At 69.4% G+C, this 23,478-nt stretch carries 22 protein-coding genes and 1 pseudogene; 17 read left to right on the top strand and 6 right to left on the bottom strand.

Translation table 11 applies throughout. From position 1 onward, the window contains the following. Positions 1–65 precede the first annotated feature (65 nt). Together ACVTJA_RS46685 and ACVTJA_RS46680 are read left to right on the top strand one after the other, a co-directional pair. Positions 66–362: a hypothetical protein gene (locus ACVTJA_RS46685; protein ID WP_465830617.1), complete on the top strand. Its 297-nt coding sequence runs from the start codon at positions 66–68 to the stop codon at positions 360–362. 63 nt (positions 363–425) lie between these two features. Then, a complete protein-coding gene (locus ACVTJA_RS46680; RefSeq protein WP_465830615.1) occupies positions 426–1,940 on the top strand; it encodes a serine/threonine-protein kinase in 1,515 nt (504 codons plus the stop codon). A 28-nt stretch (positions 1,941–1,968) separates the two neighbouring features. Here ACVTJA_RS46680 and ACVTJA_RS46675 read toward each other — a convergent pair whose 3' ends face one another. Further along, positions 1,969–2,823: a DUF2382 domain-containing protein gene (locus tag ACVTJA_RS46675; protein ID WP_465830613.1), complete on the bottom strand. Its 855-nt coding sequence runs from the start codon at positions 2,821–2,823 to the stop codon at positions 1,969–1,971. A gap of 363 nt (positions 2,824–3,186) precedes the next feature. Between ACVTJA_RS46675 and ACVTJA_RS46670 the strand changes: the two genes are divergently transcribed. The 11 genes and pseudogenes from ACVTJA_RS46670 to ACVTJA_RS46620 all read left to right on the top strand — a co-directional run bounded on the left by ACVTJA_RS46670 (position 3,187) and on the right by ACVTJA_RS46620 (position 14,118). Next, entirely contained in the window at positions 3,187–3,741 is a 555-nt protein-coding gene (locus ACVTJA_RS46670) for a hypothetical protein (RefSeq protein ID WP_465830612.1), read from the top strand. A 36-nt stretch (positions 3,742–3,777) separates the two neighbouring features. Beyond that, the gene (locus tag ACVTJA_RS46665; protein ID WP_465830610.1) at positions 3,778–4,473 is read left to right on the top strand and encodes a YsnF/AvaK domain-containing protein; all 696 of its coding nucleotides are present in this window, start codon (positions 3,778–3,780) and stop codon (positions 4,471–4,473) included. A 121-nt stretch (positions 4,474–4,594) separates the two neighbouring features. After that, complete coding sequence (locus tag ACVTJA_RS46660; RefSeq protein WP_465830607.1) at positions 4,595–5,821, top strand: ABC transporter substrate-binding protein; 1,227 nt, start codon at positions 4,595–4,597, stop codon at positions 5,819–5,821. Next, complete coding sequence (locus ACVTJA_RS46655) at positions 5,821–6,741, top strand: branched-chain amino acid ABC transporter permease (protein WP_465830605.1); 921 nt, start codon at positions 5,821–5,823, stop codon at positions 6,739–6,741. Before ACVTJA_RS46660 ends, ACVTJA_RS46655 begins: the two co-directional genes overlap by 1 nt. Further along, positions 6,741–7,805, top strand: a complete 1,065-nt coding sequence (locus tag ACVTJA_RS46650; protein WP_465830603.1) for a branched-chain amino acid ABC transporter permease — start codon at positions 6,741–6,743, stop codon at positions 7,803–7,805. Before ACVTJA_RS46655 ends, ACVTJA_RS46650 begins: the two co-directional genes overlap by 1 nt. 95 nt (positions 7,806–7,900) lie before the next feature. Continuing rightward, positions 7,901–8,368 (top strand): annotated as a pseudogene (locus ACVTJA_RS46645) (ATP-binding cassette domain-containing protein); the annotation flags it as partial. 66 nt (positions 8,369–8,434) lie between these two features. Further along, positions 8,435–8,680, top strand: coding sequence for an ABC transporter ATP-binding protein C-terminal domain-containing protein (locus ACVTJA_RS46640; RefSeq protein WP_465840684.1), 246 nt, complete (start codon positions 8,435–8,437; stop codon positions 8,678–8,680). Continuing rightward, positions 8,677–9,432: an ABC transporter ATP-binding protein gene (locus ACVTJA_RS46635; RefSeq protein ID WP_465830601.1), complete on the top strand. Its 756-nt coding sequence runs from the start codon at positions 8,677–8,679 to the stop codon at positions 9,430–9,432. Before ACVTJA_RS46640 ends, ACVTJA_RS46635 begins: the two co-directional genes overlap by 4 nt. Positions 9,433–9,598: 166 nt before the next feature. Then, the gene (locus ACVTJA_RS46630; RefSeq protein ID WP_465830599.1) at positions 9,599–10,366 is read left to right on the top strand and encodes a hypothetical protein; all 768 of its coding nucleotides are present in this window, start codon (positions 9,599–9,601) and stop codon (positions 10,364–10,366) included. Between the two features lie 431 nt (positions 10,367–10,797). After that, complete coding sequence (locus ACVTJA_RS46625; RefSeq protein ID WP_465830597.1) at positions 10,798–13,287, top strand: sialidase family protein; 2,490 nt, start codon at positions 10,798–10,800, stop codon at positions 13,285–13,287. A 63-nt stretch (positions 13,288–13,350) separates the two neighbouring features. Next, on the top strand, positions 13,351–14,118 hold the full coding sequence (locus ACVTJA_RS46620; RefSeq protein ID WP_465830595.1) for a methyltransferase domain-containing protein: 768 nt from the start codon (positions 13,351–13,353) through the stop codon (positions 14,116–14,118). Between the two features lie 6 nt (positions 14,119–14,124). On the opposite strand, the gene ACVTJA_RS46615 is transcribed toward ACVTJA_RS46620, so the two are convergent. The 4 genes from ACVTJA_RS46615 to ACVTJA_RS46600 form a co-directional block, all read right to left on the bottom strand. Beyond that, positions 14,125–16,185 (bottom strand): MopE-related protein, encoded by a 2,061-nt coding sequence (locus ACVTJA_RS46615; protein ID WP_465830593.1) that lies wholly within the window; start codon positions 16,183–16,185, stop codon positions 14,125–14,127. Positions 16,186–16,274: 89 nt separating this feature from the next. Continuing rightward, on the bottom strand, positions 16,275–16,886 hold the full coding sequence (locus ACVTJA_RS46610) for a YiiX family permuted papain-like enzyme (RefSeq protein WP_465830591.1): 612 nt from the start codon (positions 16,884–16,886) through the stop codon (positions 16,275–16,277). A gap of 39 nt (positions 16,887–16,925) precedes the next feature. Then, positions 16,926–17,510: an RNA 2',3'-cyclic phosphodiesterase gene (gene thpR / locus ACVTJA_RS46605; protein WP_465830590.1), complete on the bottom strand. Its 585-nt coding sequence runs from the start codon at positions 17,508–17,510 to the stop codon at positions 16,926–16,928. A 3-nt stretch (positions 17,511–17,513) separates the two neighbouring features. Next, positions 17,514–18,038 carry a metal-dependent hydrolase gene (locus tag ACVTJA_RS46600; protein WP_465830588.1) on the bottom strand — a complete coding sequence of 175 codons (525 nt, stop codon included), beginning with the start codon at positions 18,036–18,038 and terminating at the stop codon, positions 17,514–17,516. 79 nt (positions 18,039–18,117) lie between these two features. Here ACVTJA_RS46600 and ACVTJA_RS46595 point away from each other — a divergent pair, with 79 nt between their 5' ends. Together ACVTJA_RS46595 and ACVTJA_RS46590 are read left to right on the top strand one after the other, a co-directional pair. Next, positions 18,118–19,395 carry an adenylate/guanylate cyclase domain-containing protein gene (locus ACVTJA_RS46595; protein WP_465830586.1) on the top strand — a complete coding sequence of 426 codons (1,278 nt, stop codon included), beginning with the start codon at positions 18,118–18,120 and terminating at the stop codon, positions 19,393–19,395. A gap of 85 nt (positions 19,396–19,480) precedes the next feature. Further along, on the top strand, positions 19,481–20,341 hold the full coding sequence (locus tag ACVTJA_RS46590) for a caspase family protein (RefSeq protein ID WP_465830584.1): 861 nt from the start codon (positions 19,481–19,483) through the stop codon (positions 20,339–20,341). Positions 20,342–20,472: 131 nt separating this feature from the next. Here the strand turns inward: ACVTJA_RS46590 and proS are convergent, their stop codons facing one another. Continuing rightward, on the bottom strand, positions 20,473–21,906 hold the full coding sequence (gene proS, locus ACVTJA_RS46585) for a proline--tRNA ligase (protein WP_465830582.1): 1,434 nt from the start codon (positions 21,904–21,906) through the stop codon (positions 20,473–20,475). Between the two features lie 176 nt (positions 21,907–22,082). Between proS and ACVTJA_RS46580 the strand changes: the two genes are divergently transcribed. Then, positions 22,083–22,757, top strand: coding sequence for a DUF4336 domain-containing protein (locus ACVTJA_RS46580; protein ID WP_465830581.1), 675 nt, complete (start codon positions 22,083–22,085; stop codon positions 22,755–22,757). Between the two features lie 25 nt (positions 22,758–22,782). Further along, positions 22,783–23,457: a TetR/AcrR family transcriptional regulator gene (locus ACVTJA_RS46575; protein ID WP_465830579.1), complete on the top strand. Its 675-nt coding sequence runs from the start codon at positions 22,783–22,785 to the stop codon at positions 23,455–23,457. The last annotated feature ends 21 nt before the right edge of the window (positions 23,458–23,478 follow it).

The raw sequence follows: 23,478 nt of genomic DNA, 5'->3' as shown, positions 1-23,478 counted from the left end.
GTGCAATCGTTTCCGCGCCCGGGCGTAGACTGCGGCAACCCCGCAGTCCGCCAGAGGCACCCGCCATGGAAGTCACCGAAGCCGTCACCACCGTCCTCATCGTGACCATGGTGATTGGAATCCCCATGCTGGGGCTCACCCTGCGCTTCTCTCTCAAGCCGCTGGTGGATGCCTTCATCCGCCTGCGCGAGGCGCAGCTCGGCGCCTCCGACACCACGCTGCTCCGTGAGCGCATCGCCCACCTGGAGCGCGTGCTGGAAGCCCACGGCCTCATCGACGAGCGCGGCCTCCCGCCGTCCCGTATCGGCACGCCCGAGCGCCTTACCGCCAGTGTCTCGTTGAAGGACCGGGAGCGCGTGTAACACCCACCCTGCGGGGTGTACGGGGATACCCCGGCTTCCAGGCATGTCACCCACGGGTGTTGAATGGGTCCCGTGGACTTTCCCTCACTGCAGACGGAAGTCGCCTTCCTGCGCGGCCTGGTGGCGGTGCACCGGATGGCGGACGACATTCTCGAGGACTGCCTCGAGCGCGGACTGGATTTGGACGCCGGGGTGGACGTGTTCCTCACGCAGTGCGCGCGGATGGTGCACGCGCCCGCGGGGTTCGTGTCCCTTCGCGGCACGAAGGGCCCGGTGCTGACGCGTGTGCTGGGTGATTTGGGCGTGGACGTCTTCGAGGCGGCGCGCTGGACGGGGCCCCACCGCTTGAAGGACGGGCGGATGCTCTTCTGCACCCGGCTGAAGCTGGGGAAGCTGGAGCTGGGCGGCATGGGGCTGGTGGTGGAGGGCGGCTTCGAGGACGGCGGCGGGCTGGTGATGAAGCTGGTGGAGGCCATCGGCGAGCAGCTCGACACGGCGGTGCTGGGCTTCCTCGCGCTCATGGACGGGCGCAACGCGCTGGAGCGGCTGGATGAGCTGGCCCTGGACGACACGCCCGTGCCGCGCGGCCGCATCGGCAAGTACGAGGTGGTGACGCCGCTGGGCACCGGCGGCATGGCGCAGGTGCTGGTGGCGCGGGCGCGCGGGCCGGAGGGGCTGGGCCGGCTGGTGGCGCTCAAGCGCATCCTCCCGCACCTCTCCGCGGACCCCTCCATCGTCCAGCAGTTCCTGGACGAGGCGCGCATCGGACTGCGGCTGTCGCACCCCAACCTCGTCCACGTCTACGACTTCGGCGAGGCGCAGGGCGCGTACTACATCGCCATGGAGCTGGTGCGCGGCGTGGATTTGGACCGGCTCATCCGCGCGCTGAAGGGCCCGCTGCAGGCGGAGCACGCGGTGGCGGTGGTGGTGCAGGCGCTGCAGGGGCTCCAGGCCGCGCACGGCCTGAAGGGCGAGGACGGCGCGCCGCTGCACCTCGTTCACCGCGACTTGTCCCCACACAACCTCATGGTGGGGTTCGACGGGCGGGTGAAGGTGCTGGACTTCGGCGTGGCCAAGGCGCGCGCGCAGCGCACGGTGACGCTGCCGGGAATCGTGAAGGGCAAGCCGCTCTACATGTCCCCGGAGCAGGCGCGGGGCCAGCGGCTGGACTCGCGCAGCGACTTGTTCGCCATGGGGCTCATCCTCTACGAGGCGCTCACCGCGCGCCGCGCGTTCGACCGGGGGGATGAGCTGGCCTCCATGCAGGCCATCTGCGACGAGCGGCTGCCCCGGCCGGACTCGATGCCCCGGCCGCTGTGGGACGTGCTCGAAATCGCGCTGGCCAAGCGGCCCGAGGCGCGCTTCGGCAGCGCGCAGGAGATGGCGGACCGGCTGTCGGACGTGTGCCGTCCGGCGAAGGACGTGGAGCTGGCGAGGCTCACGTCGAAGCACTTCCCGGACCGGCTGCGCGAGTTCACCCGCATGGACCGCACCGAGGCCGCGGGAAGGCCCGGTGTCTCACCGGTGGAGGCGGAGGAGACGCAGGTGCGTCCTCCGCCTCGGAAGTCCGCGCGCTGAAGCCCGGACTTCCGGCCGTGGCGGCGGCTCAGTAGCCGCGCTTGGACGGGTCGTCGGTGGGCGACTCGAGCGAGCGCGCGCCCTCCACGTCGCCTTCGGTGCGGATGCTCACGTCCTCGCGGCGGACCCTCTCCGAGACGCGGCGCTCCTCCTCGATGGCGTCCTTGTGGATGATGACCTCCTCATCCACCACGGCGCGCTTCTGGACCTCCACCTCCTCGGCGCGCAGCGGCACCACCACTGTCTCCTCCTGGAAGGAGGCGCCCATGGCCGGGCGGTCCGGCGTCACGTCGCGGCGCTCCACGCGCACGCGCTCGCGGCGCACCGGCACGTCCACCACCTTCTCCTCCTCCACCACGTCCTTCTTCACGCGTACCTCACCGGCCTGCTTCTCGCGCTTGAGGACGTCCAGTTCCTCCTTGTGCACGGGGATGGAGACGTCCTCCGTGCGGCCCGTCACGGTGCGCTCGCCGCCCAGGCCCATGCGCGTGTCGGTGCCGAGGCCGCTGCCGGACATCGTGGTGTCCGTCCCCAGGCCCGTCGTGGTGGAGCCATATCCTGTCGCGGTGCGCTCCGCGGGGATTCCCACCGCGCCGGGGCCCACGCCCGCGCCGCCGCCCAGGCCCGCCGTCGCACCCGTGTCCGTGGCGTAGCGGTTGTCGTCACGCCCCAGGCTCCGCAGCGCCTCCTTGCCGTGGTTCAGGATGATTTCATCCGCCCGGATGTCGCTGATTTCGGAGTACCGGACGAGATAGTCCTTCGGGAAGAAGAGGCCCTTCTCGATGTGGAACTCGCCGTCGCCCACGGCGAATACCTTGCCGAGCTTCTCGCCGTCGATGCTGCGGACGACCATTCCCTCTCTCACGTTGCTGCGTTGGAACATGGCTGGCTCCTTGTGACCAGGGTGGGGTGTGCCGGAGCGCGCGTGGTCCCAGGGGGTTGGTGATTGCCTGCCCCGTGCGCCTGCACGAGGCCCTGGGCAGCCCCCGCGTTCCGGTCTTCAAACGGGAAGGTGGGAGCGGGTGGGCCAAACGACAGGGGACGTGCGGCGTGGCCAGGGGGCTCGCCCATGTGCCTGCCCGCCCGAACGCAGGCATGCCTCCCTGCCTCCTCTCGGGGCGAGGAGCACCGAAGGCAGGCGGGCAGCGCCGCATGAGGGGTTTCCTTGGGGAGTGGGCCCACCCCACCTTCGTACGCACACGCCCTGGCGGCGTCGGGAGTGCCCACTCGGGAGAGGGAGGCCTTGATGCGCACTGAGCAGGAGAGCACGCGACGCGGGCGGTGGAGCGAGCTGCTGCTGGGTGGCGCGGCGGCGGGCCTGGGAGCGCCCCTCATGCTGAGCGGCCTGCGTCACTTCCTTCATGTGAAGCCGGGGCGCTCCCCCGCTCGCGTGGGCTGGACGGCGGGCGCGTTGGCCGCGCTGCTGACCGGAGGGCTCGTGCGCCGACGTCGCCACGCCCGCTCCGCGCCCGGGACGACGCCTGCGGCGGACGGTTTCGCGCACGGGGGGGAGCACTCAGCGGGCGGCTCCGCGCTCAGGGCGGAGCACGAGACAGCCGGCGCCGTGGGGACCGAGGCGTCCGACCTGGCCCAGGAGGCGCTGGACGAAGCCGCGCTGACAGCGGACCGGCGCAGGGAGGCGCGGCGTCGCCGTCTGGCGTTGCTGGAGCAGCACGCGGCGGCCCCCGTGAAGGCGCCGTCCGGAGACGCGGCGCTCCGCGCATTGGAACGCAGGCCCCGGCGCGGGCCCAGCGGCAGGGAGCAACCCTGGCACGAGGCCCAGGCGTCCACCTCCGGGTGAGCCGAGCGGGCCCCATGACTCTGAGAGGAGCAGCGGATGCGCAAGGACGTACAGGAAGGGATGCGGGTCTTCACGGCGGACGGGGTGAAGCTGGGCACCGTGGTGGGCTGCGGTGAGGACACCTTCGTCGTCGAGCGCGGGCTGCTCCGCTCTCGGGACTACGTGGCCCGCTACGGCGACGTGGTGGAGGTGAGGGACGGCGAGGTGTTGCTCGGCCTCACGAAGGACCAGCTGAGCCCCGGCCCCCGCACCCGCGGGGAGGGGGACGCGGAGTCGCGGACCGGCTACGCCGTGGACTCGCAGGACATCATCATCCCCCTGGCCCACGAGGAGGCACAGCCTCGGGCCGTGCCGCACGAGGTGGGGCAGGTGCGCATCCGCAAGGTGGTGCGCACCGAGGTGAAACACTTCTCCATCCCCGTGCGCCGCGAGGAGCTGGTGGTGGAGCGGGTGAAGGCGGAGGACGCCGGGGCCGAGGGCGCCCGGACGGCGGACGAGCGGACGGTGCCGGGCGGCGTGACGCCCTTCGAGGAGGCCACCCTCGTCATCCCCCTCTATGAGGAGCAGGTGGAGTTCACCAAGACGGCCCACGTCTGGCAGGAGGTCGTCGTCTCCAAGTCCACCCAGGAGGAGCTGCGCCAGGTGCACACCACCGTCCGCCGGGAGACAGCAGACATCGAGGAGCGGGGCGAGGTGCTCCACGAAGGCCCGGTGGACGGCCTGCACTCCTGACTGACGCACTGCACGCAGCGTGTGGGAGTGGCCCCGCGCGGGCTGCGAGCTTGACCCATTGGAAACCCTCCCCTAGAAAACCGGGGCTTTGCCGTCATCCCCCCTTGGAGGGAAGCCCCGCATGCGACGCCTTGCCCCGATGCTGCTCGCCGCGCTCGCCGTCCTCGCGGCAGCGTGCGAGAAGAAGACGCAGCCCGCTCCATCCGGTGAGGGTGGCGCGCAGACCGCGCAGCAGGGACAGCAGCAGCCCGCCACGCCTCCTCCGGGCGGTGGTGAGGTCCCCGCCGGCTCCGACGTCATCCTCCTCGGCCAGGTGGGCGCGCTCACCGGCGGCCAGGCCACCTTCGGCATCTCCACCCGCAACGGCATCGAGATGGCCCTCAAGGAGGCCAATGCCGCGGGCGGCGTGAAGGGCAAGAAGCTGGCCATCCGCGTCTACGACAACCAGAGCAAGCCCGAGGAGGCCGCGCAGGCCACCACGCGCCTGATTACGCAGGACAAGGTGGTGCTCATCCTCGGCGACGTGGCCTCGTCCAACTCGCTGGCCATGGCGGAGAAGGCGCAGGCCGCGGGCGTGCCGATGATTACGCCCTCGTCCACCAACACCACCGTCACGCAGAAGGGCGACTTCATCTTCCGCGTCTGCTTCATCGACCCCTTCCAGGGCTTCGTGATGGCGAAGTTCGCCCGCGAGAACCTGAAGCTGAACAAGGTGGCGGTGCTCCAGGACAACAAGAGCGCCTACTCCATCGACCTGTCGGACGTCTTCACGCGCAAGTTCACCGAGATGGGCGGCAAGATTGCCACCACGGAGAGCTACAGCCAGGGCGACACCGACTACCGCGCGCAGCTCACCGCCATCCGCAAGACGCAGCCGGATGGCATCTACGTGCCGGGCTACTACAGCGAGGTCGGCGTCATCGCCCGCCAGGCGCGCGAGGTGGGCCTGAAGGTTCCGCTGCTGGGCGGTGACGGCTGGGACTCCGAGAAGCTCTTCGAGCTGGGCGGCAGCGCCATCCAGGGCAGCTACTTCTCCAACCACTATTCGCCGGACAACCCGGACCCGCGCGTGCAGAAGTTCATCAGCGACTACAAGGCCGCCTACGGCAGCGTGCCGGACGCGCTGGCGGCGCTGGGCTACGACGCGGCCCACGTGGCGATTGAGGCCCTCAAGCGCGCGAAGGACCTCACCGGTCCGTCCATCCGCGACGCCATCGCCCAGACGAAGGACTTCCCGGGGGTGGCGGGCACCGTCACCCTGGACGACAAGCGCAACGCCGTGAAGTCCGCCGTCGTCCTCAAGGTCGGGGACGGCAAGACCGAATACGTCACCACCGTCAATCCCTAATGGCGCAGCTCCTCCAGCATCTCATCAACGGTCTGGCCGCTGGCACCATCTACGCGCTCGTCGCGCTCGGCTACACGATGGTGTACGGCGTCCTCAAGCTCATCAACTTCGCCCATGGCGACGTCATGATGGTCGGCGTCTACATGGGCTATGCCACCGCGTTCGCCCTCGGGCGCGAGGTGCGTAGCTCGCTCCTGGGCGTGGCGCTCATCTTCGCCGTGGCCATGCTGGGCTGCGCGCTGCTCGGCTTCCTCATCGAGCGGTTCGCATACCGGCCGCTGCGCGAGAAGCCCCGGCTGACGGCGCTCATCACCGCCATCGGCATCTCCTTCGCGCTCTCCTACGGCTTCCAGCTCGACATCGGCTTCCTGCCCGGCGCGTCTCCGCGCGCCTTCCCGGAGGTCATCGAGCCCACCGAGTGGATTGTCATCGGCGACCGCGACGTCGTCGTGTGGAACTGGCAGATCATCAGCTTCTTCATCGCCGTGGCGCTGATGGTGGGCCTCCAGTACCTCGTGTTCCGCACGCGCTTCGGCCGGGCGATGCGCGCGGTGTCCTGGGACCACCGCGTGGCCGCGCTGATGGGCATCCCCACCGACCGCGTCATCGCGCTGACGTTCATGCTCAGCAGCGCGCTGGCGGCGGGCGCGGGCCTGCTCTACGCCATCAAGGACACGTCGGTGAGCCCGCTGATGGGCCTGTACGTGGGCCTCAAGGCCTTCGTGGCGGCGGTGATTGGCGGCATCGGCCACGTGCCGGGCGCGGTGGTGGGCGCCCTGGTGCTGGGGCTGGTGGAGGAGTTCGTCGTGGGCTACGCGGCCAGCACCTGGCGTGACGCGGTGGCCTTCGGCTTCCTCATCCTGGTGCTGCTGGTGAAGCCGGGTGGGTTGTTCGGCCGCGTCGCGGCGGAGAAGGTCTGATGGAGACCCCGGCCCTTCCGGTCCCCGAGGCCCGCTCCGCCATTCCTCCCTCGCTGCGCGGCGTCTTCCCCGTGCTGGTGGCGCTGCCGGTGCTGGCGCTGTTCCAATGGGTGCTCAGCGAGTCCCCCTTCGCCGTCTATCTGCTGTCGGTGATTGGGGTGAACATCATCCTCGCGGCGAGCCTCAACATCGTGAACGGCATGACGGGCCAGTTCTCCATCGGCCATGCCGGCTTCATGGCGGTGGGGGCGTACATCTCCGGCTTCCTGTCGCTGAACCTCAAGGAGGTGGCGCTGTCCTTCCTCCCCGTGGCGGCCAGCGACCAGGTGCTCTTCCTGGTGGCGCTGCTGGCGGGCGGAATGGCCGCGGCGGCGTGCGGCTTCCTCGTCGGCCTGCCGTCGCTGCGCCTGCGCGGTGACTACCTCGCGATTGTCACGCTGGGCTTCGGCGAAATCATCCGCGTGGTGGTGCAGAACACGAACGCGTTCGGCCGCGCGCTGGGCCTGTCCGGCATCCCCCAGTACTCCAGCCCGTACATGGTCTACTTCTGGGTGTTCCTCGTGGTGCTGGTGGCGCGTCGCATCGCCGGCAGCAGCCATGGCCGCAGCCTGTGGGCCATCCGCGAGGACGAGGTGGCCGCCGAGGCCATGGGCGTGGACACCACCGGCTACAAGGTCCGCGCGTTCGTCATCTCCTCGTTCTTCGCGGGCATCGCCGGCGGGCTCTTCGCCCACTTCGTGCCCATCATCAACCCCGGCTCCTTCACCTTCGTGAAGTCGATGGAAATCGTCGTCATGGTGGTGCTGGGCGGCCTGGGCTCCACGACGGGCGCCATCATCGCGGCCATCTTCCTCACGCTGCTGCCCGAGGGCATGCGCTCGCTGTTCAACGCGCTCGGCGCGGAGGGCAGCCTCGCGCAGAAGGTGGACCAGATTCGCATGCCCATCTACGGCCTGCTGCTGGTGGTGCTGATGCTGTCGCGGCCGCAGGGCCTGTTTGGCACGCGTGAAATCTGGGACGTGCTGCCGCGGTGGCTTCCGCGCAAGCGCAGGGGGCTGTCGTGAGCGCGGTGCTGACGAGTCAGGACACCCGGCCCCCGCTGCTCCAGGCGGACGGGGTGAGCATCCAGTTCGGCGGCCTCAAGGCGCTGACGGACTTCTCCCTCACCATCCGCCAGGGAGATTTGCTGGGCCTCATCGGTCCCAACGGCGCGGGCAAGTCCACCGCGTTCAACGTGCTCACCGGCGTGTACCAGCCCACCCGCGGCGAGGTGCGCGTGGCGGGGCAGCGCGTGAATGGCCGCAAGCCGCATCAAATCAACCACCTGGGCCTGGCGCGCACCTTCCAGAACATCCGCCTGTTCCGCGCGCTCAGCGCGCTGGACAACGTGAAGGTGGCCTGCCGGGCGCAGGGCGCGCTGCACCCGCACGACTCGGGCATGGGCTCCAAGCTGAGCAACGCGCTCACCAACTACCGCGACTGGTGGCGCGCGCTGCTGCTCACCCCGCACTTCCAGAACGAGGAGCGGGAGTTGACGCGGCAGGCGGAGCACCTGCTGGAGGTCATGGGCCTGTCGCACCGTCGCGACGAGGAGGCGCGCAACCTGCCCTACGGTGAGCAGCGCCGCCTGGAGATTGCGCGCGCGTTGGGCACGAAGCCCCGGGTGCTGCTGCTGGACGAGCCCGCGGCCGGCATGAACACGCGCGAGAAGGCGGACCTGATGGTGCTCATCCGCAAGCTGCGCGACGACTTCCAGCTCGGCGTGCTCGTCATCGAGCACGACATGAAGCTGGTCATGGGCATCTGCGAGCAGATTACGGTGCTGGACCACGGCGAGACGATTGCCCGGGGCGCGCCGGCGCAGGTGCGCAGCGACAGGAAGGTCATCGAGGCGTACCTGGGCGACAGCTACCTGGAGAGCCACGGAGGGGCGGCGTGAGCGAGGCACAGGTCAAGACGCTGGGTGAGCGCCGGGCCTTCCCGCCGCTTCTGTCCGTGGATGGCATCAAGGTGCACTACGGCGCCATCCAGGCGCTCAAGGGCGTCTCGCTCACGGTGGGCAAGGGCGAGGTGGTGGCCCTCATCGGCGCCAACGGCGCGGGCAAGACGAGCACCCTGCGCGCGGTGAGCGGCATGCTCAAGCCCAGCGCGGGGCGGATTTCTCTCGACGGCAAGGACACCACGTCCCTCAAGGCGCACCAGTTGGTGCCGCGCGGCATGGCGCACGCGCCGGAAGGGCGGGGCGTGTTCCCCAACCTCACCGTGCTGGAGAACCTGGAGCTGGGCGCGTACCTGCGCAAGGACGCGGACGGCATCCAGCAGGACCTGGAGAAGGGCTTCACGCTCTTCCCGGTGCTGAAGGAGCGCCGCAAGCAGCTCGCGGGCACGCTCTCCGGCGGCGAGCAGCAGATGCTGGCCATCGCCCGCGCGCTCTTGAGCCGGCCGCAGCTCCTGCTGTTGGATGAACCCTCGCTGGGGCTCGCGCCGCAGGTGACGGAGACCATCTTCCGCACGCTGCGCGAGGTGAATGCTACAGGTGTGAGTGTGTTGCTGGTGGAGCAGAATGCCCACCTCGCGCTCAACTCGGCGCACTATGGCTACGTGCTGGAGACGGGCGAGGTGGTGATGGCGGGGCCGGGCAAGGCGCTCCTCGACAGCCCCGAGGTCCGCCGCGCGTACCTCGGCGAGTAGACCGGGAGGACGGGCCAGCCGTTACGTCCTCTCGCTGACGCTCCCCGGACGTAGAAGTCGCAATGAAACTGGCAAGCCCCCGAAGTTCGGGTAGTCAGCAGGCAAGCAATTCGTCTAGCGTCCATCAACGACGCACTGCGTTCAACCTCAATTAGGAAGAGTGCCCATGCCCTCGTTGTCACGTCTCCTCGCAGCCGTTGCCACCTTCGCGCTGATTGCCGCCGCGTGCGCCGGTCAGCAGAAGACCGACAACAAGGAAGCCACCTCCACGATTGAGGAGCTGCCCAACGAGGGCGGCGAGGCCGCTGGCGGGGAAGCTCCCGCTGCCGCCGGCCCGCAGCTCACCACGGTGAACGCGGAAGAGGGCTTCTCGGTGAAGATGCCCGGCGAGCCGAAGGCGCAGCGTCAGAAGGTCACCATTCCGGCGGGCGAGGTGGCCACGGCCGCGTACTCGCTCCAGACGCCGGAGGGCGTCATCTTCTCCGTGAGCACGGCGGACTACCCGGAGAAGGTCGTCGCCGCGCGTCCCGCGGAGGCCTTCCTCAACGAGGGCCGTGACGGTCTCACCAACCAGCTCAAGGGCACCGTCAGCAACGAGCAGGAAATCACCATCGACGGCTACCCCGGCAAGGCCTACACGGTGTCCTCGCCCAACGGCGAGGTGAAGGCGCGCAACTACCTGGTGGGCCCGCGCCTCTACACCATGCTCGTCCTCTACAACCCGAGCATCGGCGCGCCGGGCTCGGACGAGTTCCTCGGCTCGCTGGCGCTGGTGAACCCGCCCCCGCCGGTGCAGCGCGCGGGTGCAGCGGGCGCGGACGCCGGCACGGCCGACGCGGGCCCGGCCGTCGACAGCGGCACGGGCACGGAGACCGCCACGGATGCGGGCACCGCCGCTCCGGACGCCGGCACCCGCCGCCGTCGCGCGAAGTAGGACGCTTCTTCCGGGCACGCTCCTCATCGTGGAGGAGCGTGGGCCGGAGCCGTTGCGCGGAGTAGGTCGTTCCTCCTGACCCGCTTCTCTTCGACGAGACAGCGCGGGCTGGATGGAGCCGCTGCGCGACGCAGGACAGTTCTTCCGGGCACGCTCCTCGGTGGGGAGCGTGGGCCGGAGCTCCGCGCGAAGCAGTTCGTTTCGCCAGACGCACTCCTTCACGGGGTCGTGCGGGTCCGAGTCGCTCCCGTGAAGGCGCGTAGGTGTCAGCCACTCCCCAGTGAGCCATGCACTCCCGAGGGAGCGCGGGCCGGGCGGCAGGCAGGCTGGCGGGCTCCTCGGATGGGGCCATGTGGTTGTCCCGACCCGGTTTCCGCTCCTGTGCCCCGGTCCTAGCTTCCCTCCGGGGAGTTGACGGGAGGGGAAAAGGAATGACGGGGCTGGCTGGTGCCCTGCTCGCCGCGGTGCTCGCGGCGGGTGGGACGTCGCTGGTTCCGGTGAGCGGGGGCAATGCCCTCACGCTCCCGGCACAGCGCCACATTGTTCGCATCGAGACAGGTTCAGGGCGTCCCGCCACGTGGTTGGTGGCCATTCAGCAGGGAGGAAGGGACGGCAAGGGGCTGGTGCTCTACCGCTCCGAGGACGCGCTTCGCACCGTGCGGCGCGTGGCGGACATCCAGTCCGACTCGACGCACCCGGACCGCGCGGAGCTGCTCGCGGTGGGGCGGGACGTGGCCCTCGTGTACTCGTACGAGGACCCGAAGCTGTCGCCATCGCGGCGGCATGACGTGTACTTCCAGTGGTGGCGCTACCAGTCCGGCTCTGACACGTGGGCGCCGCAGCCGGCGGTGCGCGTGTTGGATTCGCCGGACGACACCACCGGCTACTCGCGAGCGCTCCTGGCGCGCGACTCGAAGGGACGGTTCTGGGTGCAGGCCTTCCGGCTGGAGTCGGATGGCAGCACCACCGCGGTGGTGACGGTGTCCACGGACGGCGGCGCCACCTTCACGCGGCAGCCGGACCTCGGGTGGGTGAAGCACCGGGGCGGCGGGCGGCTGCTGAGCGTGGGCAACAAGCTCGTCTTCTTCTACGCCATGCACGACGGCTTCGAGCCCACGCGCATGCGCATCCGCAATGACTCGGACCCGCTGGGCACGTGGGGGCCGGTGCGCGACGCGTTCTCCGACGGCATCTACCACGGGGCCGCGCTGAGCGCGGTGGAGGATGGGAAGGGCGGCATCGACCTCGTCTACAAGGACGAGACGGAGAAGCTCTACTACCGGCACTTCGACGGCACGTCCTTCGGCCCGCGCATCCTCGTGGAGGGCACGTCGGACTGGGCCATGCAGGCGGCCACCACGCGCATCGGCGGCACGCTGTATGCCTTCTACAACCGCGTGCGCGTGCTCAACGAGCACTACGAATTGCGCGTGCGCGTGCTGCGCGATGGAAGCTTCGGAAGCGCGGTGACGCTCGACGGGGACGAGACGTTCAAGGGGTATCTCAACGCGGTGGATGTGCTGCCCGCGGAGAGCTCCGAGGTGCCGTGCCTCTTCGGCGAAGCGCCCGATGCGAGCAACTGGGGCACGGTGTCGCGCGTGGCGCTCTCTGTCACGCCGCAGCCGCCGCCGGATGGTGGGACGGACGGAGGGACGCCGCCGCCGGATGGGGGCTCAGGCACGGACGGAGGCACGCCCGGCTCCGACGGTGGCACGAGCACGGACGGTGGCACTGGCGCTGACGGTGGCACGAGCACGGACGGCGGCACCGGAACCGACGGTGGAACCAGCACGGATGGCGGCACTCCAGGCACTGACGGTGGCACCAGCGCGGATGGCGGAACCAGCACTGACGGAGGCACCACCACGGACGGCGGCACGCCGCTGCCGGACGGTGGCACGTCAGGCCCCATCACGCTGGAGCCCGTGTACACGAACACCACGCACGAGGTGCTCGCGGTGGACGGTGCGGGCACGGTGTACGCGCTGGCGCTCGACGGGAGCCGCTCGAACCTGCTGGCGAGCACGGACGGTGGCCGCACCTTCACGGCGCGCGGGCAGAACGGCGGCAACCTCTGGGTGATGGCCGCGATGAAGAGCGGCACGTTGCTCGCGGTGGCGAGTCGCAGCGGCGTCTACCAGCTCCAGCGCTCCACGGACGGCGGGCGCACGTGGGGCAACGCGGTGAGCCTCGGGAACTATCGGGCCTTCGGCCCGCACAGCTTCGCGGAGCTGGGGAGCACCTGGTTCTTCCTCGAGTACCAGACCTTCACCTCGTCCAACACGCCGATACGTCTGTGGGCCAGCACCGACGGCGGGGCCACGTGGACGGTGCGCTCCACGTTGACGGCGCACCGGCATGGCTACTCGCTCTTCGTGGACGCGACGACGGGGGCGCTGTGGGCCACGATGGGCAGCAGCAGCGCGCAGACGGCGGTGCTCCGCTCCACGGATGGTGGGCGCAACTGGACGAGCATCTTCAACGGGTACGCGGCCAACGGAGTGGCGGGCGCGGTGCAGTCCGACGGCTCGTTGCTGCTGGGCCAGTCCACGCTCTACGCGCCCGAGTACCCGAAGCTGCTGCGCCTCTTCCCGAGCGGCCGCGTGGACGCGCTGCTGCGATTACCCGGTCCCGCGTACTCCTTCATGCCGCTGCCCGGAGGTGGCTGGGCCATGGGCACGGGCTGGGCGAGCGCCGGAGACGTCCAGGCGCCGGGTGACATCTACGCGCGCCTCTTCACCAGCCCGGACGGAGTCACCTGGCGCGAGGCCCTGCGCTACGAGCGACTGAGCAGCACCGCCTTCGCGCAGGCGGGCGTGTGGGGCGTGCTGCCCTCGGGAGACGTGGTGGTGCGGATGGACAACGTGCGCGGCTTCGGCACGTCCGGCCGAGGCTTCCAGGTGCTGAGGGTGAAGCGCTGAGCAGGCGCTCGCGTTACACCTCCTGGCGCGCGGTGCCCGCCGCACCGCCAGGAGGTGGTCGCCATGTGGGATCCGTCGCAGTACTCGCACTTCCGTGACGAGCGGAAGCGCCCCTTCTTCGAATTGCTGATGCGCGTGGACGTGGACGCGCCCAGGTACGTGGCCGACCTGGGCTGCGGCACGGGGGACCTCACGCGAGTCCTGGCCGGGCGGTGGAAGGACGCGCGCGTGTACGGCGTGGACTCGTCGGATGCGATGGTGGAGGAGGCGCGCCGCCGCCCGCCGCCGGAGTCACTGAGCTTCGAGGTGGCGGACCTCGCGGGCTGGCAGCCTCCCGCGCCGCTGGATGTGCTCGTGTCGAACGCGGCGCTGCACTGGGTGCCGGACCATGATGCGCTCTTGAAGCAGTTGGTGGCGAAGCTTGCGCCGGAAGGAGTGCTGGCCTTCCAGGTGCCGGCCAACTTCGAGGCGCCCTCACACCGCCTCATCGACGACGTGCGAGCCCTGCCGCGCTTCGCTCAGAAGTTGGAGTCGGTGCGCCGGGGGCACGCGGAGACGCTGGCCACCTACGAGGCGCTGCTGTCCGGCCTGGGGCTGGCGGTGGACGCGTGGGAGACGGCGTACCTGCACGTGCTGCCGGGCGAGGACGCGGTGCTCCAGTGGCTGATGGGCACCACGCTCCGGCCCGTGCTGGCGGCACTGGAGCCGGAGGAGGGCAGGGGCTTCCTCGACACGCTGAAGCCCCTGCTGCGTCAGGCCTACCCGAAGCAGGAGCGGGGTACGCCGTACCTCTTCACCCGCCGCTTCGTGGTGGCGCGGCGGGTGCGCTGAGCTCCATCACTGGGGCCAGTGGATGATGTTGCCCTTGTTGCCGGCCACCCAGAGGTCCGCGGGACTGGTGCCCGCGATGTCGTGGAGCTGGACGCTCCCGAGATCGCCAATTCGCGTCCAGTTCATGCCATTGAATCGGTAGATGTTGCCTTGGAGCGAGGTGGCGTAGGCCGAGTTCATGCCGAAGGCGATCACGGAAGTCAGGTCGTCGTTGTTGGGGAAGTTCAGCTTGGTCCAGGTCGAGCCGTCCCACCGCAGGGCGGCGCCGTCATCACCTACGACGAACATCAGTTGCCTGTTTACCAGCCAGACTCCATTGAGGCGCAACAGCCCCGTGACCTTCGTCTCCACCTCCATCGAGTCCCACCCCCCCGACACATTGTTGAACCAGTTGACACGCGGTCCCACGAAGGTGCCCGAGTTACTACCCCCGACCGCGAAGACCCGGTCCGGGGCCACCGCGTGGACGTCATAGAGGGGGAGCACGGTATTGGGGTTGAAGGTCACCGTGCTGCTGGTTCCGTCCCAGCGGAATGCAGCGCCGAAATCTGCCGCGCTGCTCTCGTCGCTTGCTCCGTAGAACTCGAGCACGTTGTTGTTCCTCACGCCCATGATGCCTTGGACGGAGTAACCATCAGCGTTCGCGACCTCGGTGCAGCCAGGATTGGCGGACGGGTCCTGTGTCGCCAACCGGCCACCTGCGGAGCCCATATAGGCACGACCGTTGGTGGGGTCGGCCCAGACGGAATACCAGGCAGTCGTCGAACTACCGCACCCATTCGTCGTCACGGTGAACGCCGTTTCTGTCGGCTTCATGAACGCGCGGCGGTTGTTGTCGCCGACGAACCACACGCCTCCTGGCGTCCAGGTTGAGACCGAATGCCAGACCTGGGTCGACGAGCCTACGTCTTGTGTAGCAACCCATTTCGGTCCACCCCCCGGGCACACGGCCGCATCGTCGGATGGGGACTTGCAGTCGTTGTCGAGCCCATCGCAAACCTCGGTCTCGCCGGGGTTGATGTAGGGGTTGCCATCATCGCAGTCGCCGCCCTGATTGACGAAAGTGGGGGGCTGCACGCAGGACTCCCTCTCCCCTGAGTTCGGGCCATAGCCGTCTTCGTCCGCGTCCGGGTACCACTTCATCGCGGCCTGCGTCGCGATGCACGTCAACCCGCTCCCGACGGTGCACTGCTGGGTGCCGTTACATTGGGTCGCTGAAATGGTGCACGAGTCACCACGCCCCGCGATGCCCTCGTCGGTCTGGTCGTTGCAGTTGTTGTCCCGGGTGTCGCAGAGCTCCGTGGCCCCGGGATGCACGCTGGCGCCCGTGACGGGGGTGTCATCGCAGTCGTCGGGCGTGGTGGTGACGATATAGCCGGGGTCCACGGTGCCGCAGAAGGTCTTCGCGGTCGCGCTCTTGTCCGCGTACCCATCGTTGTCCGCGTCCCGATACGCCTGGAAGACGGTGGGCGTCTGGCAGAAGGCCTTGCCATCGCTGCCACAGGCATTTGTGCCGCTGCAGCCGGAGGCGGTGCACGCCGCTCCCAACTGGAACGTCTTTGGGTCCAACTCGCCGTCGCAGTTGTCGTCCACGTCGTTGCACAACTCTTCCGCGCCCGGATGGATGTTGGCCCCGCCGGTCGTGTCATTGCAGTCCGTGCCGCCCGAGAGCCTGGCGACGTAACCGTCCTTATCCGCGTCCGTTGCCTTCAGCGACAGAGACGCAGTGGCCGACTGGCCTCGTGTCATCACGACTTCCAGCGAGTCGGTCGCGACCTGTTGGACGCCGCAGACTCGCTCAAAGGCTCGCGCTTCCACCTGCATCGCGGTGCCCCAGTTGTCCGGTGGGAGCACCGCGACCACGAGCGTGCCGTCGTCGGGGGTGACCGTGTCCTTGACCTCCTGGGTGATTTCCGTCCCGCTGGCCACGTCGCGCGCGATGACGTGCATGCAGCCGGGCTTGAAGCCTTCATAGGTGACGGTGACCTTCACGCCACCTTGGGGAGTTTTCTCTTCCTTGCAGCCAGCAAGCGCGAGGAGGGGAAGAATCAGCAGGACGCGTCGCATGGTGCACATCCTAGCCGTGCCCTCCCGCAATTCCAGAGCCCTCGCCCTTCAGTCTCAGGCGCGAGATGTCCAGGCCGGAACACGCCTGCTTATCGCACCGAGGGGAAATCCGAGTGCACCACCTCCAGTTTCTCATCGGCGGCCAGGCTGGCGGGCGTCACCAGCTCCAGGTCCAGCGGAACCTTCACCCCATAGCGTTCACGCATCGCCTTCTCCAGGCCCTGCACCTTGAGCGAGCCCAGGCGCTCCATCTTCCCGTACTCCACACCCGCGCCCTGGGCGTACGCCTTGCGCACCAGCTCCGAGCAGTACATCGCCTCGTCGTCCCAGCCGAACTTCCAGTCGTACGGCTTGCCCAGGTGCACCTTCGCCGCGTCCACCGCCTGCTGCCGCTGCGCGTCGCTCAGGTCCTTCGGCCGCAGCACCAGGATGTGGCCCTTCACGCCGCGCGCCTTCCACTTCGCGAAGGGCACGCGCTGGACGGGCTGCACGGCCTCCACCACCCACGCACCCTGGGGCGTCACCTCCACCATGCCGACATGCGAGAACGGGCTCTCCGTCGCCGCGCGGATGGCCTCCGACTGACGTGAGCGCGAGGTGTGCAGGACGATATCGCCCGTGCGCAAGGACGTCTCCAGCCGAGGTGCCGCGACCGCACCGTGTGCTCCGAGCCACACCGCGACAAGGACACTCCACCGCATCGTTCGAATCCTTTCAGGCGCTTGCCCGCGCCTCCCTCGTCATTGTGCAGACCCGATGCCACCCGGACGGGTGGGCGCTCGCGTGAGCGGCACTTCCAACCGCGGGTGGTAGTGTCCGCCCCGGCTCTCGAAGAGGATGAGCCGGTCCACGCGACCTTCACCGAAGCTCGCCTCATGCAGTGCCTGCGCGCACCGAGCGAGGGCCGGGTCCCCACGCGGGTCCTTCGAGCGCGCCAGCGTGAGGTGCGCGGTGTACTCGCGGTGCTCGGGCTCGAAGCCCAGCGGCTGCAGCGCGGCGGCGGTGTCCGCCTGCAAGGCCTTCAGTGCATCCGTCGCCCCGCGCACGTCCGCCCAGAGCACGCGCGGACGCGCGGGCGAGCCGAAGCTGCCTCCTCCGCCCACGGACAGCACGAAGGGCGCGTGTCGCGGGCCCACGGGCTCCAGCGCCTCGCGCAGGGACGGCAGCCGCGCCTCCTCCACCTCGCCCAGGAACACCAGCGTGAGGTGCACGCCCTCCGCCTTCACCCAACGGGCATGCGGCGCCAGCGCGCGCAGCCGCTCCAGCTCCGCGGTGGCGCGCGACTCAATCGTGCTTCCCAGCGTGACGGCGGTGAACAGGCGCATGGCTCAGGACTCCAGTCGGCGCCCGCGCGGCCACAGCGCGTAGGCCCAGAAGGGGATGAAGGCGAGCAGCTCCACTCCGACGACGTACATACCGCGCGCGGACAGCATGCGCGCGCCGATGGGCGACACCGGCAGTGGATGCACCGGCGCGAAGAAGCGCTCATTCGAGAACGGCCACAGCAGCGCCGCGCCCAGGCCACCATCGGTGAGCGCGTCCAGCAGCCCATGGCTCGCCACCGCGAGGAACGTGAGCACACCCCAGCGCGCCACCGGAGCACGCAGGGCCCGAGCAACCCCCATCGCGACGAGCGCCACCCCCGTGGCGAACACCAGCGAGTGCGACGCGCCCCGGTGTCCCCACGGCGCCGCGTAGGCCACGCCGAACTTGAAGCCCACCACGTCCGCGTCCGGCAGCAGCGCGAGCAGGGCGAGCAGCGCCATGGCGCCCGCCTGCCTCCACGCGGACGCGCCGCCCGCCTCGTACCGCCCCAGCGCCATGCCCACCGCCACGTGACCGATGCTTGCCATGCACCGGAAGGATAGCCCACCCGGGCCCGCCGGCCCGTGTCTGGAGAGGCCTTGGCGCGTGGGCTAGCGTTGCGGCCCCATGCAGAAGCGCTCCCATGTCGAGGATACCCTGCGCCAGCGCCTGGACGGCTGGCGCGCGCAAGTGGGCGAGTGGCTCAACCGCGTCCGCTTCACGGGCGTGGCGTGCTGGCTGCTCGCGGCCTGGACGGATGATTGGCAGGTGCCCTTGTGGGCGCTGGGAACCTACGTGGGCGTGGCCTTCGCGGTGTGGCTCGCGGCACGCCTCTTCCCCGCCCTCCTCAGTCGGTCGGCGCTGCTGCTCGCCTTCGTGGACATGCCGGCTGTCTTCATCCTCCAGGGGTTGGCCATCCGTGAGCTGGGGACCCAGGCCGCCGACAATCCGGCCATCGCCAATCAGGTCGCCGTCAATCAGGCCACCATCGCCCTGCTGGCGCTGGGCGTGTACATCACCCTGGTGGTCGTCGTGGCGCTGGTGACGCTGTCGCGTGCCAGCGTGGCCGCGGCCGCTGCGATGGCCATCGTCCTGGAGGCGGCCCTGGCGCTCGCCGCGGACATTCCCCGGCAGTTCTTCCTCTACGGCATGGTGCTGGTCGTCGCGCTCGCCGCGCTGGCGGCCGTCTTCATCGGCCGGCAGGTGTTGGGGCTCGTGATGCAGGTGGCGCAGGAGGAGATGCAGCGCGAGCGGCTGGGCCGCTACTTCTCCCCGGAAGTGGCCCGCCAGATTGCCGAGCGCGGCGCCGAGTCCGGCGGCGGCGAGCACCGCGAGGTGACGCTCCTCTTCTCCGACATCCGCGGCTTCACCTCCATGTCCGAGCGCATGGACAGCCCGGAGGTGGTGGCGCTGCTCAACGAGTACCTCTCGCGCATGGTGGACGTGGTGTTCCGCCACGGGGGCACGCTCGACAAGTTCATCGGCGACGGCATCCTCGCGTACTTCGGCGCGCCGCTCGACCTGCCGGGGCACCCGCGGGCCGCCGTCGCGTGTGGGCTCCGCATGCTGGAGGAGTTGGATGCGCTCAACGCCAGGCGCGCCGCGCGGGGCGAGGAGCCTCTGCGCATCGGTATCGGCATCCACACCGGGCGCGTCGTCGTGGGAGACGTGGGCAGCGAGCAGCGCCGCGAGTACACGGTGATTGGCGACGCAGTGAATCTCGCGAGCCGCATCGAGGGACTCACCAAGAAGGTGGGCGTCCCCATGCTCGTGTCCGGAGCGACGATGCGGCAGTGCCAGCCGGACTTCGACTTCGAGCCGGCCACGCCCCTGCCCGTCGCGGGCAAGTCGGAGCCCGTGACCACCTTCGCCCCTCGCAAGCAGGGCCTGCTCGCCGCGAAGTGAGCGCCGGCCCGCTCGGCCGCCGCTCCGCCGTGTCACATGGCCCGAGCCCACGCTCCACCCGCACAACAAGGGAGGAGTGTGACTCATGGCTCAGGGATATGCGCTGAACATCGGCCTCAACTCGGTGGACCCCAAGCACTATGCGGGTTGGGACGGAGCACTTCTGGCCTGCGAGGCGGACGCGGACGACATGGAGGCCATCGCCCGGGGGCTGAACTACAGCAAGGTGACGAAGCTGCTCACGAAGGAGGCGACGCGCGCTCGTGTGCTGAAGGAGTTCGAGGAAGCGGCCCGCGTGCTGCAACCCAATGACTTGTTCCTGCTGACGTACTCGGGGCACGGCGGCCAGGTTCCGGACGCCAACGGCGACGAGGCGGATGCTCGGGACGAGACGTGGGTGCTCTATGACGGAGAGCTCATCGACGACGAAATCTACACCGCGCTCTCCAAGCTCCGTCCGGGCGTGCGCGTGTTCATGCTCTCCGACAGTTGTCACAGCGGCTCGGTGAGCCGGACGGCCTATGCGGCGCTGCGCAGCAGCGGCAACCTGGCCATGCTGTCGGACACCGTCCAGGAAGTGCAGGGGGAGGAGCGGCGCTTCAAGAACATGCCGGAGGTCATCGCCCTGCGCACCTACCGCAACAACCGCGCCATGTACGACGCCATCATGAAGGAGCTGCCGAAGGAGGACCCGCGCGCGACGATGAAGGCCACGGTGCTGCTCGTCTCCGGCTGCCAGGACAACCAGCTCTCCAGTGACGGCACCTTCAACGGCCTGTTCACCGCCAACCTGCTGCGCGTCTACAACGGCGGCAAGTTCCAAGCCGGCTACCGCGCCTTCCACCGCGGCATCCTCCGGCGCATGCCGCCGCTCCAGTCGCCGGCCTACTCGGTGGTGGGCGTCCCCAGCCGCGAGTTCGAGCGCCAGGCGCCGTTCAAGCCCTGAGCGCGCACGGCGCCACGGCGCGGAAATGACGAAGGGCCGCGGAGGCAATCCCCGCGGCCCTCTGTCTTCCTTCAGCTCACGTGCTGCTCAGTGCGCCCGGGCCGCATCCGGGCGTTCGCTCCGGCGTCAGCTCAGTACGCCTTGGAGAACACGATGCGGCCCGGCGAGGGCTCGCCGGTGACGATGCACTTGCCCGGCTCCTGCTTGAGGGCGAAGGGCCGGCAGCGCGTGGTGAGGCCCGTCTCCTCCTTGATGCGCGCCTCCACCTTCGGGTCCAGGTTCCAGTGCGCGAGCAGGAAGCCCGCGTCCGCCTTCTCCTTCATCTCCTCGTAGGAGTTGACCTCGAAGGTGTTGGCGTCGCGGAAGGCCTTGGCCTTGTTGAAGAGGTCCTTCTGCATGGCGTCCAGCATGGCCTGCGCCTTGGAGACGGCCTCGCCCAGCGCGACGAACTCCTTCTGCTTGAGGTCGCGGCGCACCATGACGCACGAGTCCTTGGCCAGGTCCTTGGGGCCAATCTCGATGCGCACGCACGTGCCGACGAGCTCGTGCTCGAAGTACTTGAAGCCCGGGCCCTTCGACTCGTCGTCGTCCACCGTCACGCCCAGGCCGGCCTTGCGCAGGTCCGCGGCCAGCGCGTGGCTCTTCTCCAGCACCTGCGCCTTCTCCGCGTCCGAGGCCTTGCCGAAGATGGGGATGATGACCACGTGGTTGGACGCCAGCTTCGGCGGGACAATCAGGCCGTTGTCATCCGAGTGCGTCATGATGAGGCCGCCGATGAGGCGCGTGGACACGCCCCACGACGTCTGCCAGACGTGGTGCTGCTTGCCGTCGCGGCCCTGGAACTGGGTGTCGAAGGCCTTGGCGAAGTTCTGCCCCAGGTTGTGGCTGGTGCCCGCCTGCAGCGCCTTCTTGTCCTGCATCATCGCCTCGATGCTGTACGTGCGCAGCGCGCCGGCGAACCGCTCCGACTCCGACTTGCGCCCCGGCAGCACCGGCATCGCCATGTAGTCCTCGGCGAACGTCCGGTAGACCTCCAGCATCTGGAGCGTCTCCTTCTCCGCGTCCTCCTCCGTCTCGTGGCAGGTGTGGCCCTCCTGCCAGAGGAACTCGGTGGTGCGCAGGAACAGGCGCGTGCGCATCTCCCAGCGCATCACGTTCGCCCACTGGTTCAGGAGCAGCGGGAGGTCCCGGTAGCTCTGAATCCACTTGGAGAAGGAGCGGTTGATGATGGTCTCACTGGTGGGCCGGATGACGTAGGGCTCCTCCAGCTTGGCGCCGCCCGCGTGGGTGACGACGGCCAGCTGCGGGTTGAAGCCCTCGACGTGCTCGGCTTCCTTCTTCAGGTAGCTCTCGGGGATGAGCAGCGGGAAGTAGGCGTTCTTGTGGCCCAGGTCCTTGAACATCTTGTCCAGGACACGCTGCATGTTCTCCCAGATGGCGTAGCCGTTGGGCCGGATGACCATGCAGCCCTTCACGTCCGAGTAGTCGGCGAGCTTCGCCTTCTGGACCAGGTCGACGTACCACTCGGAAAAGCCCTTCTCGCGGGGCGTGAGCTTCTCGGCCATGTGCGGAGCACCCTTCTTGAGTCGTTGAAAGAGGACGGTTGCCTACGACGGGCCCCCCCGGAAATCAACGGCCCCGTCGCCCCAGTCGTTCCCTGTCCCATGGATTGGGTTGCGGATTTTTCGACCAAAGGTCAAAATACGGAACGAAGGTTGAAAGTCGCAGCCAGGAGGTCGCCATGCTTCGCCCCGTGGCCGAGGACGTCCACGTGCTCACCGTGCCTTTCCGGATGGGAGGCCTCGAGGTGGGAGGCCGGATGACGGTGGTTCGCCTGCCTGACGGCGGACTGTGGGTTCACTCGCCCGTCCGCTTCAGCCCCGAGGTCCGTGCCGCGGTGGACGCGCTGGGCCCGGTGCGCTTCCTGGTGGCGCCCAACCTCCTGCACCACCTGTCCGTCCAGGACTGGGCGGCGGCGTACCCGGACGCGAAGGTGGCGGCGCCCCCGAAGCTCAGGCGCAAGCGGCCGGACCTGCGCATCGACCTGGAGTTGGGCGACGCGCCGGACGCGGGTTGGGCGGGCGTCATCGACCAGGCCTTCGTCCGGGGCATGCCGAGGGTGGACGAGGTGCTCTTCTTTCACCGCCCCAGCCGCACAGCGCTCGTCACCGACCTGGCCTTCAATTTCCACAGGACGGACTCGTGGCTCCTGCGCGCCTACCTGAAGCTCAGCGGCGGCTGGCAGCGGCTGGCGACCACGCTGACGGCGCGGGCCCTCATGAAGGACAAGGCGGCGGTGCGCGCGTCGCTGGAGAAGGTGCTCGCGTGGGACGTGGAGCGGGTGGTGGTGTGCCACGGCGACGTGGTGGAGCAGGGCGGTAAGAAGGCGCTGGTGGATGGCTTCGCCCGGCTCTAGCGGAGGAGGGAAGAAGTCCCCGGCCGTGCGCCGCCGCGTGCAGCCCCGCGCGGAGGCGCCCGCGTCCGGCGCGGACGAGCGCGAGGCGCGCAAGGCCCGGCGTCAGGAGGGACGGCGCAAGGCCATCCTCACCGCCGCGCGCGCGGTGCTGGTGCGCGAGGGCGTCTCCGGGCTGACGCTGGACGCGGTGGCCCAGGAGGCGGACCTGAGCAAGCCGTCGCTCTTCTACTACTTCCGTTCCAAGGAGGAGCTCGTCGGCGAGCTGGCCGTGGAGGGGCTGGCCCGCGAGGTGGAGGTGCTGGAGGCGGCGGTGGCCTCCGCGGACAGCGGTGTGGAGGCGCTCTCCGCGCTGGTGCGGGCCAAGGTGGACCTGTACGCCGAGGACCTGGACTCCTTCCGCGTCGTGTACCTCTGGCCGCAGTTGTTGGGCCGCCAGTCCGACGCGCAGCGCGAGCGGGTGTACGCCCTGAGCGCGCGGCTCAACGATGCGCTGGAGGCGCGGCTCCAGGCGGACGCGCGCGCGGGCCGGCTCGCCCCGGGCTTCCAGCCGCGCCGGCTGGCCAACGTCGCGTGGACGGTGGCGCACGGGCTGCTGTCGCTGGTGGCGGGGCTGGAAAATGCCGGTGGAAGCACGCGGCACACGCTTTCACAGCTGCGTGACGAGGCCTGTGCACTGCTGATGCGGGCCGGTGTGCGTTGAGTGTTGCTGGGAACAGTTGCC

This window comes from Pyxidicoccus sp. M6 (genome assembly GCF_055568925.1).
This window is presented reverse-complemented; position numbering and strand designations above follow the sequence as displayed.